This window comes from Paraburkholderia sediminicola, from assembly GCF_902859805.1.
Classification (GTDB): Bacteria; Pseudomonadota; Gammaproteobacteria; order Burkholderiales; family Burkholderiaceae; genus Paraburkholderia; species Paraburkholderia sediminicola.
This window is the reverse complement of the sequence record NZ_CADIKC010000006.1, coordinates 26,224-39,683: the sequence shown is the minus strand read 5'-3', so window position 1 is coordinate 39,683 and position 13,460 is coordinate 26,224. Positions and strand designations below refer to the sequence as shown.

Here is a 13,460-nt window from a genome sequence, read left to right as displayed (position 1 = left end):
CGGAAATGAGTTATTCGGAACATCGCGCCGTCGCACCGGAAGTGTCGATCATCATCCCGGTGTACAACGAGGAAGCCGGGCTGGCCGCGCTGTTCGCGCGCCTCTACCCGGCGCTCGACGCGCTCGGCACCGGTTATGAAGTGATCTTCATCAACGACGGCAGCCGCGACAAATCCCCCGCGCTGCTCGCCGATCAGTTCCGCGCCCGGCCCGACACGACCCGCGTGATCCTGCTGAACGGCAACTACGGCCAGCACATGGCGATTCTGGCGGGCTTCGAGCAATCGCGCGGCGAGATCGTCATCACGCTCGACGCCGACCTGCAGAATCCGCCGGAAGAAATCGGCAAGCTGGTCAGCAAGATGCGTGAAGGCTACGACTATGTCGGCACGATCCGTCTGCAACGCCAGGACAGCTTGTGGCGCCGCAAGGCCTCGCGCGCAATGAACCGTCTGCGCGAGCGCATCACGCGCATCAAGATGACCGACCAGGGCTGCATGCTGCGCGCGTACAGCCGGCACATCATCGACACGATCAATCGCTGCGGTGAAATCAACACCTTTATTCCGGCACTCGCCTACACCTTCGCGCAGAATCCGGTCGAGATCGAAGTCGCGCACGAAGAGCGTTTTGCCGGCGAATCGAAGTACTCGCTGTATTCGCTGATCCGTTTGAATTTCGACCTCGTCACCGGCTTCTCGGTGGTGCCGCTGCAATGGCTGTCGTTCATCGGCGTGATCCTGTCGCTCGGATCCGCGGCGCTGTTCGTGCTGCTGCTGATTCGCCGCTTCATCATCGGCGCGGAAGTGCAAGGCGTGTTCACGCTGTTCGCCGTCATCTTCTTCCTGCTCGGCGTGATCATCTTCGCGTTGGGCCTGCTGGGTGAATACATCGGCCGGATTTATCAGCAGGTGCGTGCGCGCCCGCGTTATCTGGTGCAGACGATTCTCGAGCAGCGCGACGGCGCGACCGTGACCGAAGCGCCGCGTCAAGCGGTCGTGCAGGCCGTCCAGGCCGCCCCGCTGATCGATCAGGACCCGAACTCATGAAGCCGCGCGCCGTCGTTTTCGCGTATCACAACGTCGGCGTGCGCTGCCTGCAGGTGCTGCTCGCACGCGGCGTCGACGTGGCGCTGGTCGTCACGCATGAAGACAACCCGACCGAAAACATCTGGTTCGGCAGCGTCGCCTCGGTTGCGGCCGAGCACGGCATTCCCGTTGTCACGCCGGCCGATCCGAAGAGCCCGGAATTACGCGCCGCGTTGAGCGCCGCGCGCCCGGACTTCATCTTCTCGTTCTACTACCGCCACATGTTGCCGGTCGACCTGCTCGCGCTCGCCGCACGGGGCGCTTACAACATGCACGGCTCGCTCCTGCCGAAGTACCGCGGCCGCGTGCCGACTAACTGGGCGGTGATCCACGGCGAAACCGAAACCGGCGCGACGCTGCACGAAATGGCCGCCAAGCCCGACGCGGGCGCGATCATCGCGCAAACGCCGGTGCCGATCCTGCCCGACGACACCGCCGCGCAAGTGTTCGACAAGGTCACGGTAGCCGCCGAGCAAACCCTGTGGCGCGTGCTTCCGGCTTTGCTGGCGGGCGAAGCGCCGCATCTGCCGAACGATCTGTCGCACGGCAGCTATTACGGCGGGCGCAAGCCTGAAGACGGCCGGATCGACTGGACGCAACCCGCTCAGCAGGTCTACAACCTGGTCCGTGCGGTCGCGCCGCCCTATCCCGGCGCGTTTACGGATCTGGAAGGCCGCCGTTTCATCATCGCCCGTGCGCGCCTGGCTGCGCCCGGCGCGCTTCGCTCGGATTTGCCCCCGGGCCTGCACGTAAGCGATAATGCCGTTTTTGCGATATGCGGCGACGGTCGCTCGATCGCCATCCACGAATTGCGGCACCTGTACGACGGCAGCGAAACCGTCGTTACCCCGTCCGAATTCGCCCGGCTCATCCAAACTCCCCTCGAAACTCCCCGTTACTCATGAAAAAAGTCCTGATTCTGGGTGTGAACGGCTTCATCGGCCATCACCTGTCCAAACGCATTCTCGAAACGACCGATTGGGAAGTCTTCGGGATGGACATGCAGACCGAACGTCTGGGTGACCTGATCAACCATGAGCGGATGCACTTCTTCGAAGGCGACATCACGATCAACAAGGAGTGGGTGGAATATCACATCAAGAAGTGCGATGTGATCCTGCCGCTGGTCGCGATCGCCACGCCCGCCACGTACGTGAAGCAGCCGTTGCGCGTGTTCGAGCTGGATTTCGAAGCGAACCTGCCGATCGTGCGTTCGGCCGTCAAATACGGCAAGCACCTCGTGTTCCCGTCGACCTCCGAGGTCTACGGCATGTGCACGGACGAGCAGTTCGACCCGGAAGAGTCGCAACTGTCGTACGGCCCGATTAACAAGCCGCGCTGGATCTACGCGTGCTCCAAGCAGCTCATGGACCGCGTGATCTGGGGTTACGGCATGGAAGGCCTGAACTTCACGCTGTTCCGTCCGTTCAACTGGATCGGCCCGGGCCTCGATTCGATCTACACGCCGAAGGAAGGCAGCTCGCGCGTGGTCACGCAGTTCCTCGGCCACATCGTGCGCGGCGAGAACATCAGCCTCGTGGACGGCGGCGCCCAGAAGCGCGCGTTCACGGATATCGATGACGGCATCGGCGCGCTGATGAAGATCATCGAGAACAAGGACGGCGTCGCCACGGGCAAGATCTACAACATCGGCAACCCGACCAACAACTTCTCGGTGCGCGAGCTCGCGCACAAGATGCTGACGCTGGCCGCTGAATTCCCGGAATACGCCGAACTGGCCAAGAAGGTGCAACTGGTCGAAACGTCCTCGGGCGCGTACTACGGTGCGGGCTACCAGGACGTGCAGAACCGCGTGCCGAAGATCGACAACACGATGCAGGAACTCGGCTGGGCGCCGAAGTCGACCTTCGACGAAGCGCTGCGCAAGATTTTCGAAGCGTATCGCGGCCACGTCGCCGAAGCGCGCGCCCTCGTCGAACAACAATAAGGCCTGATCCTTGGCTCGTATCGTCCTGAAGATCGACGTCGACACGCTGCGCGGCACCCGCGAAGGCGTGCCGAATCTCGCACGCATCTTCGACCGCTTCAAGGCGCGCGCCACTTTCCTCTTCAGCCTCGGGCCCGACCACACCGGTTGGGCGATGCGCCGCGTGTTGCGGCCGGGTTTTCTGAAGAAGGTGTCGCGTACCTCGGTGGTCGAACACTACGGCATCAAGCAATTGATGTACGGCGTGTTGCTGCCGGGTCCGGATATCGGCGTGAAAACCGCCGCGGAAATGCGCGCGATTCACGAGGCCGGTTTCGAATGCGGCATCCATACCTGGGACCACGTGTACTGGCAGGACAACGTGCGTTCGCAAGACCAGGCTTGGACCGAGAAGCAGATGCAGAAGAGCTTCAACCGCTTCGTCGGGATCTTCGGCGCGCCGCCCGTCACGCACGGCGCAGCGGGCTGGCAGATGAACGGGCATGCGTTCGAGCAGATCGACGCGTGGGGCATGCACTACGCGTCCGACGGGCGCGGCCACTCGCCGTATCTGCCGGTGGTCGACGGCCGGCAACTGTCGCACGTGCAGATGCCCACCACGCTGCCGACGCTCGACGAAGTGCTGGGTGTGGATGGGGTCGACGAGCACACCGTCGCCGCATGGATGTTGAAGCACACCGAAAACAATCCGCACGATCAGGTGTTCACGCTGCACGCGGAGCTCGAAGGACAAAAGCTCGCACCGATTTTCGAACAGCTGCTGGAAGGCTGGCGGGCGCAAGGTCATACCTTCGCGACCATGGGTGATTACTACGCCACGCTAGACCGCAGCACGCTGCCATCGTACCCTGTTACGTGGGGCGAAATTCCAGGTCGCTCCGGCGAGCTGATTGTCCAGCCCTGACTGGCCAATCTCTCGCTGGCACTGACGACCAGGCCGCGCGAGCGACCACCACACGCGCCAGTCGCCCTCCCCGAAAGCCTCGATGCCAGGCCGGCGCCGCAGCAGTTGCAAGTGCAAATGCTGCGGCGTCGGCCATAACAACCGGAGAACCTCGTGCCCATCGCAGTCGACCAACCCATCCCCGACTTTACCGCCCCCGCTACCGGTGGCGAGATCACGCTGTCCAAGCTGCGGGGCAAGAAGGTGGTCCTGTATTTCTACCCGAAGGACAACACGCCGGGCTGCACGACCGAAGGTCTGCAGTTTCGCGATCTCTATCCGAAGTTCAAGAAAGCCGGCGCGGAAATTCTCGGCGTGTCACGCGACAGCCTGCGTTCGCATGACAATTTCAAGGCAAAGCTCGAACTACCGTTTCCGTTGATCTCGGACCCCGAAGAAACGTTGTGTGCGCTCTTCGGCGTCATGAAATTGAAGAAAATGTATGGCAAAGAAGTGCGTGGGATCGAACGCTCCACGTTCCTGATCGACGCCGAAGGCGTGCTGCGCCAGGAGTGGCGTGGCGTGAAAGTGCCAGGGCATGTCGATGACATTCTGGAGGCTGTACAAGCGCTTTGAGGCGCGTTATATTGGGTTCCAATGAGTGCCTGTCCACCCCACACTTTTCGTTGCTGCGCCGGACTTGACGGCCGTTTCGTCGGCTCTGTCGAAGTCATGAGGCGCAACGCGATAACCGAAGGCGAGCCGCTTGTCCCGTACGCCGGGGCGGCGGCTTTTTTAATTGCGCGCGGCCGTGCGTTCACTCGGCTACGCGCTTCCGTTAAGGAGCCGATCGAAAACCAGGCGAACCGGCATCTCTAGACCGAATGCGCGCCTCCGGGCGCAAACTGCGTGCGCACTCACTGGCACCGGCAGAATGCGACAGGCGGCGCACGAAATGTGACCCGATTAATTCGAGGGAAACCATGCCTTTGCCTACCCCCCCCAGCAAGCTCGGCAATCTCCTGCCGCCTGACGAATACAAGGCCAAAGCCGCCACGCCGGCGCGCTCCGCCGCGAAGAAACAGGCAGTCGGAGGGGAATCAGCAGAGTCGGCCGATTACGGCCGCGCGAACGTCGCCACCCCGATGGCGCACGCCGCCAATGCCGCAACCACGTTGCGGCCCGTGCCGGCATCGTCGGCCTCCCCTGTTGCGTCTGCATCCGCCGAGCAAGCTGCACCGGCGCGTGGACGCAAATCGAAGCAGACCGCCGCATTGCTGCAACCGGTTCCCGCTGCCCGTCCGCAAGCCGAGCCGGCGGTTGTTCCTACGCCTGCGGCCAAATCGCAGCCGGTCGTCGCGCGCGCGCCAAGCGCGAAAGACCCGGCCGCCAGCACGCCCGCAGCCGTAGCACCCAGCACGCGCGGCACCAGCAAGAAGCGCGGCGCAGCCGCAGACCCGCTCGAAATGCAGAAGCTTTTCGTGCTCGACACGAACGTGCTGATGCACGATCCAAGCTGCCTGTTCCGTTTCGAGGAACACGACGTCTATCTGCCGATGATGACGTTGGAAGAACTCGACAACCACAAGAAGGGCATGTCCGAAGTCGCGCGCAACGCGCGGCAGGTGAGCCGCACGCTGGACGCGTTGGTCGCGAACGCCGGCAACATCTCGGACGGCATTTCGCTTGCGCGTCTCGGCAGCCGTGAGGCGTCCGGGCGCCTGTACTTCCAGACCAAGCTCAACGCCATCGAGCCCGTCGAAGGTCTGCCGGAAGGCAAGGCCGACAACCAGATTCTCGGCGTGGTGCGTGCGTTGCAGCGCGACCGCATGGATCGCCAGGTCGTGCTGGTGTCGAAAGACATCAACATGCGTATCAAGGCGCATGCGCTCGGCCTGCCCGCAGAAGATTACTTCAACGACCAGGTGCTCGAAGACAGCGATTTGCTGTATTCCGGCATCCGCGCGCTGCCCCAGGATTTCTGGACCAAGCACGCAAAGGGCATGGAGAGCTGGCAGGACACCAAAACCGGCACCACGTACTACCGCGTGACGGGACCGCTCTGCGCCTCGATGCTGGTCAACGAGTTCGTCTATCTTGAACCGCAGAACGGCGAGCCCACGTTTCATGCGCTGGTGCGCGAGCTGAACGGCAAGACGGCGCTGCTGCAAACCTTGCGCGACTACGGTCACCACAAGAACAACGTGTGGGGCATCACGGCGCGCAATCGCGAGCAGAACTTCGCGCTGAACCTGCTGATGAATCCGGAGATCGACTTCGTCACGCTGCTGGGTCAGGCCGGTACCGGCAAGACGCTGGTCGCACTCGCGGCCGGCTTGGCGCAGGTGCTCGACGACAAACGCTACAACGAGATCATCGTGACGCGTGCCACGGTGCCGGTCGGTGAAGACATCGGCTTCCTGCCGGGTACGGAAGAGGAAAAAATGCAGCCGTGGATGGGTGCATTCGACGACAACCTTGAAGTCCTGCAGAAAACCGACGACGCAGCGGGTGAATGGGGCCGCGCCGCGACTCAGGAACTGATCCGCTCGCGCCTGAAGGTCAAGAGCATGAACTTCATGCGCGGCCGTACGTTCGTGGACAAGTATCTGATCATCGACGAGGCGCAAAACCTGACGCCTAAGCAGATGAAGACGCTGGTTACGCGCGCGGGTCCTGGCACGAAGATCATCTGTCTCGGCAATATCGCGCAGATCGATACGCCTTACCTGACCGAAGGCAGCTCGGGGTTGACGTACGTCGTGGATCGCTTCAAGGGCTGGGCGCACAGCGGGCATGTGACGCTGGCGCGCGGCGAGCGTTCGCGCCTCGCGGATTACGCGTCGGAAATCCTTTAAGTTTCAACGCTTTAGTTTCGACTGGAAGCCGTGTCCGGGTCACACCGGGCGCGGCTTTTTTATTGGGCACGCGTTTCCGGTCGGCAACACTTAGCGCACGAACTTCAAGTAATTTATCAAGAATTCTTGCTTGAGCCAGCTTCGACGGGCTACCATCCGGACATCGTCCGCCATTAAACGAGCGTTTACCCGCTCCCTTCGTCTTCATGCGCAAACTCGCCTTTTCGCTGCTGACCGTTTTGCTGCTCGCCGCTTGCGCCGGCGCGCCGCAAAAGACGTCGCGCGGGCCGGGTTCGTCGGTTGTGGTTACGAATGGCGCTTATCACGCGCCGCCGCCGGGTTTCCCGAATTTCGTCGACCACAGCATCGGGCGCGAGGAAATCTCAATCCAGGCGATGGGTCTGGTCGGTATTCCATACCGTTGGGGCGGCAATACACCCGATAGCGGCTTCGATTGCAGCGGATTGGTTCGCTACGTCGTGTCACGCGCGGCATCGGTGAATTTGCCACGGACGACCGCGGATATGAGCGGCCGCGGCGAATCCATCGAACCGGATGAAATTGCGCCGGGCGATCTGATTTTCTTCAACACCACCGGACGCGCGCATTCGCACGTCGGCATTTACGTGGGCAAGCTGCGCTTCGTCAACGCACCGTCGACGGGCGGCACCGTGCGGCTCGACTATCTGACTAATCCGTATTGGGCCAAGCGCTTCGACGGTATTCGCCGGGTGGCAGCGCCAGCTGCGACACCGGCACCGTTCGATACCCCGAGCTATCAGGCTGCGGAGCCTCAACCCGAACGCGGGGCGCAGACAATGCCTGCGTATGCGACGGCAGCGACAGCGGGTACAGCAGTCACGGCCGCGGGCATGGCGACGACAAGTTCGACGCCGGCAACAGTCCGGCCTGCGGCGGCGCAACCGCCCTCGAACTACACGGCGGGTTCGCTCACATCGCAGCAAGCAACTCGCGTCGCCGCGACGACACGCCCGGCATCTGCCGCAAGCCCACAACTCGCCACAGCGACGACGCTTGCGCCTCAAGCTGATCCGTTCGAGCCACCGCCGCCCGGCATGAGCGCGGCGCAGTTACAGGCGCGCGCGGCGGGCGCCGTCTCGCCGACGCCGGTTCCAACCGCCCAGGCAAGCACATATGACGCCACCGGGGCCTCGGCCCAACAACAGGCGGCTGGACGCACTGTCCCGCAAACCGCGGCCACCGGCGCGCCTGATCCGATCGACGCTGCAGCCGACGCCTTCGAACCGCCTCCGCCCGCCTCAGTCGCCGCGCGCCAGGCTCGGCAGGCTCAGCAAGCCGACGCGAACGGCGGCGTGCAGATCATGCGGGCCTCGACAGCATCGCGTGGCGTCCCCGCTCCCACGCAAACCACCGACGACCCCATCGCCCGGTTCGCCAACGGCAGCTTTTGATACCGCAGCACGACTCGTCCGCACACGCCGCATAGTCCCCCTGACAATCGCGCCGGTGACGATAATGCGATTAGACATGCTGATTGAGTTCCTCAAGCGTAATAGGCGCGGTGCCCACCTTGCCAACCACGATGCCGGCAGCCACGTTAGCGAGGCGCGCTGCGCTCTCGACGTTGTGGCCCGCGCCCATGGCGGCGGCCATGGTGGCAATGACCGTATCGCCGGCGCCGGATACGTCATAGACCTCGCGCGCCTGGGCGGGAATGCGGATGTGGCGCCCCTCTAGAAAGAGGCTCATGCCTTCTTCTGAGCGCGTCACGAGCAGGGCTGCAAGCTCCAGGCTGTCGCGCAGTGCAAAGGCGCGGCGCTCGAAGTCCGATTCATCGGTCCATTTGCCGGCAGCCTGCGCGAATTCATCCCGATTTGGAGTGACGACGGTTGCCCCACGATATATGGAATAGTCGTGCCCCTTGGGATCGATCAGAATGGTCGAGCCCGCGGCCCTGCCCGCCTCCATCATCAGGCCAAGGTGCACCAGACCACCCTTGCCATAATCCGAGAACACAACTGTCTTGCACGATTCAAGCTTCTCGTGAAAGCGAGCCACCAGCGGAAGCAACAGTTCGTGGTCGGGACGCTGCTCGAAGTCAGCACGCACGATCTGCTGGTTGCGAGAGATGACGCGGAGTTTAACGGTGGTTTGCAGCGCCGCATCGTGCAGAAATGCGCATTGAACATTCGCGGATTCCAGCAAAGACCGCAAGGAACGCCCATCCTGGTCGTCGCCGACAATGGACAGCAGCGTCGTTCTCGCACCCAGATTCACCGCGTTGATGGCCACATTGGCCGCCCCGCCCGCCACGTCACGCGTGCGCCGGACATGAACGACAGGGACAGGCGCTTCTGGGGAAATTCGCGTGCTATCCCCAAACCAGTAGCGATCCAGCATCACGTCACCGGCAACGATGACGAAAGCCGACGAGCAATCCAGACTCAAGTTACGGCTCCTTCAGATAGTGTTTTTCGACATAGGACATACGAATCAAGCGCTTTCGTGGTCACGGATATCTTGAACAGGTGACGACGAGCGAAAATCGGATGCTGGTTGAGCGTTGCCGTAAGCCATCGCGAGTTTGCGGCCGTGCAGACGGGCGGGAACTTCGATGAAGCGATAGGTTACGTCTGCCAGGATCAGGGTGACAACCAGAAAGACTGCGCTCATCAACAGCAGATCGGACAAATGATGGCGGCTCATCTCGCTCAATGGCCCACTACGCAGTCCTAATGCAATGACCGCGCCATTGACCAGATAAATGGCATACGATCGGTTGCCAATCCAGGACAGCAATTTGCCCACAAAACCGTGCAATCCGAGATACCCCTCGTCATAGCTTGCAATAAACACCAGCAATCCCGACAGAGCGGCAATCAGACCGACACCAAAAGGCAGTGAGTACAGGAGTTGAGGCATGACAGCGATGCTTGCGAGCACGAAGACTAAAAGCGGGCGTGCAAACCAGCGGCGGCGCAGCAATGTCGGTTCGATCAGCGCCCTGGGCAAGCGGCTTGACGAGAGCAGGGACAGCAACACGCCCCACGCAAACGCGTCGCTGCGGATGAACCAGGCCAGATCGTCAGTATTCGCGCCGCGAACCATGGGAAACTGGACAGCGATCACTGACACCAGAATGGCAATAACCCATTTGCGAGGCACGAACAGCAGAAACGGTGCACATAGCAGGTAAAACTGCTCTTCGAGAGAGAGACTCCAATAGGGGCTGGCGTAGAGAGGTCGCATGCCGTTGTGGTGCCAATAAGCCCATTCCTGAATATTGACGACGTTTAGAATGCCGCCAAAGAGAAACGAGACATTGGCTCTCAGGTTTGCCCCGTGTTGCATGTCCGGAATCGCTATCAACGCGACGATGAACGGCACCATCAGCCAGAGCCAGGCCGCCGGCCACAAACGCCAGACGCGTTTGATCCAGAATGAAACCAGCGCCCTTACCTTGCCCTGCGCGGATTGAAGACCAACCATCGAGCGAAGCAGGGATTGCGCAATGACAAATCCGGAGATCGCAAAAAACAGATCCACACCACCCCAGAATGACGCATAGTCACCCAGCGTTGACTGCAGATTCGGGATATCCCAGAAACCGAAAATATGATCTGCCAGCACGAACAGGATGGCAACCCCACGCAGCATCTCGATATCATTGTTGCGTTTGCCGTCGAATACGCTGGCTGGGTTTTCATCCCGCATGGGCTTGCTCTTGCGTCACGACGGAATCCACACAAGCGTCGGCTTCGGGTGCCGGCTCGTGGGTCTTCATCACCGGTTCCGCGCTCAACAGGAGCAAGGCATTGGACACAACGTGCTGCGCATCGATGCTGCCCATGCAGGCTGGCCGTTCATATCCGGCTGCGCAGAAATCCATCCACGAGTCGGTTGACCACCAGCAGTTGCCGCATTGCCTAGGCGAAATATTGGCGTTTTGTGAATAGCCAAACCACTTCACATTGGTCGGCCCGAACATCACCACGCTTTTCACCCCAAGCGTGGCGGCGATATGCACAAGACCCGACTCGGTATCCAAATGCAGAGCAGACCCAGCCAGGATGGATGCGGATTGCGCAAAGGTCAGCTTGTTCTTGAGGTTGACATCCACGCCAGGAATATCGTCGCCCGTCTTGCCGCCCAACTGAACAATCATCAGATCCGGACGCGCGGCCTTAAGGCGGCGCACTACGTCAATCCACGTCTGCAGCGGCAATGCCTTGGTCGGACGATGCGCAACCAGCTTGAACTTGGTGTCCCAACCGTCGTGCACGGTGACGTAGTTTTTCGGCATCAGCCCGAAGTCCTGGCAAGCTGTGGGGTCGGCGCCGATGTTGAGGAGATCACCGCCGTAGTCGATCCCAAGCATCTCGTGCAGATAGGTGTTGCGCGTGTGGTTCTGACGCACGGCTATATCGGCGAACGAACCGTCGAGAGACGGATGCGCCACGATGTATTTCTCGATGTCCTTGCGTATTGCCTGCACGTGGCCAAACAGGCTGAGAACCTTCGGGTTGTCGCGCAGCAGCGCACGATAGTGCATGTGTTCGTTCAGGAAAGTCACGAACTGGTTGGCGATAAGCGAGAACGTGTAGTGCGGCGCGGCTGTTGAAAAAGCATCGACGTGAATGCTCTCCCGAAAGCCGGGAATACCTCTGAAAAATGGCTCGATAATCTTGGGCGAAAGGAAATACACGTCGAACTTCGTTTGCCCACCGAGCGTGACCTGAAGATCACGGGCCAGGCGCGCGATGATAATGGCGTCGCCCAGGCCTCCCGTGATGCGAATGGCGTAGACCGTTTCGCCTGCGAGACTTCCATCTCTAATGGAAGCCTGGCCGGGTCTTTTCCAGAATCGCAGTTTCATAGGTTTAATCAGTTTGGATTTGGTTAAGGACCAGCCCTTGGCCAATGCGCGATTGATGAAATAGCCGACTACCACCGGCTGTGAGTAGGTCGTGGAAAGTTCCCTGTAACGGCGAACGCTCCGCCCCAGCAGCGGAACGTGATGCCGGTTGAGATCCATCTGGCGAAGACGGCTGATCTTGATCGCGCGCAGATCGGAATTCATGCCGCGGCCCTCCCATGCATGAAGTCGTCATAGGCGCGCACCACTTCATGCGCGCCCCCTAGCATGCGAACGTTGCCGTGGTCGAGCCAAAGCGCCTTATTGCACATTTCCATGATGACTGGGCTGGAATGCAGGGCGATCACGACGATGCCGGACTCCGCAGCGACCTCACGCAACCTCGCCTTGGCTTTTTCCTGGAAAGCGCTGTCGCCAACGCCAAGCACCTCGTCGAGCAACAGAATGTCGGCTTGCACCGCCATCGAAATAGAAAACGCCAGTCGCATACGCATGCCCGTGGAGTATGTGCGAACCGGCATGTCGATGTAGTCCCCGATCTCCGCGAACGCTGCGATCTCCTCCTCACGATCCTTGATCAATTCGGGATCCATCCCAAGGAACAAGCCGCGCAGGCGAATGTTCTGACGGCCGGTGGAGTGCTCGTCGAGGCCAAGCGTGATGTCCAGCAGCGGAACTGTTTTCCCGGTCCTGCACACCACGCCTTTCGTTGGCCTGTAGATGCCGGCCAGCACTCGCAGCAACGTGCTTTTGCCAGCACCGTTCTGCCCGATCAACCCCAGGCGGTCGCCCCGCTCGAGTTGAAAGCTCACATCGTTTAGCGCCCGCACGATAATCGCGCCTTCGGCACCCTCGGCCATGGTGCTGCGACGGCCGAGCGCGGCCACTCGCTTGCGCAACGACCTGCCCTGCACCTCGAATACGGGAAGATCGACGGTTATCCTTGAAACCTGAAGTTCGGACATCATGATCACACCCAATAAGCAACACGTTCGGACGTGCGGGCATACATCCACAAAGCCAGCAGCCAGCCCACGATGGCGAGACACAGGCCGACCACCCAACTTGCCATGGCTGGGGTCTGCCCCAGCAGTGGAGAGCGCACAAGATCGACCAGCGACGCAAATGGGTTGAATGTGATCAACCAGGCATGTCTCGACAGCATCGTGGGACGCCACATCAGCGGTGTGATGTAAAACAGGATCTGCACGACAGCCGCCACAAGTTGAGGCACGTCGCGATACCGAGCCGACGAAAGGGCGAATACCTGCGCCATCCAGGTCAAGTTGAGCATGAGCACGGCCAGACCGGGCACGAACCACACCAGCGACGCCGGATGATCAATGCCAAAGACGGCAAGAAGAACCAGCACGATGACGAAGTTGTGGGCGAACATGATCAGTTGGCGACACAACACCTGGAAGATGTAGGTCCAAAGACCAGCATCGCTTTGGCGGATGTAGTTGGCGTTGTTGATGTAGGCGCCGCAGGAATCGTTCAATACCCCCGAGATCAACCCCCAGACCACGAAACCATTACCAACGAGAGGCAGATAGCCGGTCATGGGCTGGCCGAAAAGCGTGCCGTAGACGAGGCCAAGAGATCCCACCATGACGCCCATGCTCAGGGTGATCCAGAAAGGCCCCAGTGCGGAGCGGGCATAGCGCTGTCGAATGTCCAGCCAGCCGAGCAAAGACCACAAACGCCATCGTTCGAGAGCCGAGGAAAAATCACGGAGTGAATCGGAGAGCATGCTTTAAATTTCCAGTGGGTGATGGTTCCGGCCGAAAACTGCGAGCACCACCCTTCTGCGTGCGCTCACTGC

The 13,460-nt window shown here is 61.0% G+C and carries 12 protein-coding genes; 7 read left to right on the top strand and 5 right to left on the bottom strand.

Features of this window, described 5'->3' with window-relative positions; all coding sequences use genetic code 11:
* Nucleotides 1-5 precede the first annotated feature (5 nt).
* The 7 genes from R8871_RS21185 to R8871_RS21155 all read left to right on the top strand — a co-directional run bounded on the left by R8871_RS21185 (nucleotide 6) and on the right by R8871_RS21155 (nucleotide 8,210).
* On the top strand, nucleotides 6-1,049 hold the full coding sequence (locus tag R8871_RS21185; protein WP_175052222.1) for a glycosyltransferase: 1,044 nt from the start codon (nucleotides 6-8) through the stop codon (nucleotides 1,047-1,049).
* A complete protein-coding gene (locus R8871_RS21180; RefSeq protein WP_175052221.1) occupies nucleotides 1,046-1,993 on the top strand; it encodes a formyltransferase in 948 nt (315 codons plus the stop codon). Before R8871_RS21185 ends, R8871_RS21180 begins: the two co-directional genes overlap by 4 nt.
* On the top strand, nucleotides 1,990-3,036 hold the full coding sequence (locus tag R8871_RS21175; RefSeq protein ID WP_093632622.1) for a bifunctional UDP-4-keto-pentose/UDP-xylose synthase: 1,047 nt from the start codon (nucleotides 1,990-1,992) through the stop codon (nucleotides 3,034-3,036). Before R8871_RS21180 ends, R8871_RS21175 begins: the two co-directional genes overlap by 4 nt.
* Before the next feature lie 10 nt (nucleotides 3,037-3,046).
* On the top strand, nucleotides 3,047-3,940 hold the full coding sequence (locus R8871_RS21170; RefSeq protein WP_175052220.1) for a polysaccharide deacetylase family protein: 894 nt from the start codon (nucleotides 3,047-3,049) through the stop codon (nucleotides 3,938-3,940).
* A 153-nt stretch (nucleotides 3,941-4,093) separates the two neighbouring features.
* Complete coding sequence (locus tag R8871_RS21165; protein ID WP_054034536.1) at nucleotides 4,094-4,555, top strand: peroxiredoxin; 462 nt, start codon at nucleotides 4,094-4,096, stop codon at nucleotides 4,553-4,555.
* A 347-nt stretch (nucleotides 4,556-4,902) separates the two neighbouring features.
* Nucleotides 4,903-6,777 (top strand): PhoH family protein, encoded by a 1,875-nt coding sequence (locus R8871_RS21160; protein ID WP_175052219.1) that lies wholly within the window; start codon nucleotides 4,903-4,905, stop codon nucleotides 6,775-6,777.
* Between the two features lie 206 nt (nucleotides 6,778-6,983).
* Nucleotides 6,984-8,210 carry a C40 family peptidase gene (locus R8871_RS21155; protein ID WP_175052218.1) on the top strand — a complete coding sequence of 409 codons (1,227 nt, stop codon included), beginning with the start codon at nucleotides 6,984-6,986 and terminating at the stop codon, nucleotides 8,208-8,210.
* 70 nt (nucleotides 8,211-8,280) lie between these two features.
* On the opposite strand, the gene rfaE1 is transcribed toward R8871_RS21155, so the two are convergent.
* Genes rfaE1 through R8871_RS21130 form a run of 5 tightly spaced genes read right to left on the bottom strand, consistent with a single transcriptional unit; the run spans nucleotide 8,281 to nucleotide 13,388 of the window.
* Entirely contained in the window at nucleotides 8,281-9,207 is a 927-nt protein-coding gene (rfaE1, locus tag R8871_RS21150) for a D-glycero-beta-D-manno-heptose-7-phosphate kinase (RefSeq protein ID WP_175052217.1), read from the bottom strand.
* A 45-nt stretch (nucleotides 9,208-9,252) separates the two neighbouring features.
* Complete coding sequence (locus tag R8871_RS21145) at nucleotides 9,253-10,473, bottom strand: acyltransferase family protein (RefSeq protein ID WP_175052216.1); 1,221 nt, start codon at nucleotides 10,471-10,473, stop codon at nucleotides 9,253-9,255.
* A complete protein-coding gene (locus tag R8871_RS21140) occupies nucleotides 10,463-11,839 on the bottom strand; it encodes a glycosyltransferase family 9 protein (protein ID WP_175052215.1) in 1,377 nt (458 codons plus the stop codon). Before R8871_RS21140 ends, R8871_RS21145 begins: the two co-directional genes overlap by 11 nt.
* Entirely contained in the window at nucleotides 11,836-12,603 is a 768-nt protein-coding gene (locus R8871_RS21135) for an ABC transporter ATP-binding protein (RefSeq protein WP_322789519.1), read from the bottom strand. The genes R8871_RS21140 and R8871_RS21135 overlap by 4 nt, the downstream gene beginning before the upstream one ends.
* A 2-nt stretch (nucleotides 12,604-12,605) precedes the next feature.
* A complete protein-coding gene (locus R8871_RS21130; protein WP_175052214.1) occupies nucleotides 12,606-13,388 on the bottom strand; it encodes an ABC transporter permease in 783 nt (260 codons plus the stop codon).
* Between the last annotated feature and the right edge of the window lie 72 nt (nucleotides 13,389-13,460).

Excerpts from the sequence above, each read along its gene's own strand:
- R8871_RS21185 (WP_175052222.1), top strand. The coding sequence starts at position 6 with ATGAGTTATTCGGAACATCGCGCCGTCGCACCGGAAGTGTCGATCATC.
- R8871_RS21180 (WP_175052221.1), top strand. The coding sequence starts at position 1,046 with ATGAAGCCGCGCGCCGTCGTTTTCGCGTATCACAACGTCGGCGTGCGC.
- R8871_RS21175 (WP_093632622.1), top strand. The coding sequence starts at position 1,990 with ATGAAAAAAGTCCTGATTCTGGGTGTGAACGGCTTCATCGGCCATCAC.
- R8871_RS21160 (WP_175052219.1), top strand. The coding sequence starts at position 4,903 with ATGCCTTTGCCTACCCCCCCCAGCAAGCTCGGCAATCTCCTGCCGCCT.
- R8871_RS21155 (WP_175052218.1), top strand. The coding sequence starts at position 6,984 with ATGCGCAAACTCGCCTTTTCGCTGCTGACCGTTTTGCTGCTCGCCGCT.
- R8871_RS21145 (WP_175052216.1), bottom strand. The coding sequence starts at position 10,473 with ATGCGGGATGAAAACCCAGCCAGCGTATTCGACGGCAAACGCAACAAT.
- R8871_RS21140 (WP_175052215.1), bottom strand. The coding sequence starts at position 11,839 with ATGAATTCCGATCTGCGCGCGATCAAGATCAGCCGTCTTCGCCAGATG.
- R8871_RS21135 (WP_322789519.1), bottom strand. The coding sequence starts at position 12,603 with ATGATGTCCGAACTTCAGGTTTCAAGGATAACCGTCGATCTTCCCGTA.
- R8871_RS21130 (WP_175052214.1), bottom strand. The coding sequence starts at position 13,388 with ATGCTCTCCGATTCACTCCGTGATTTTTCCTCGGCTCTCGAACGATGG.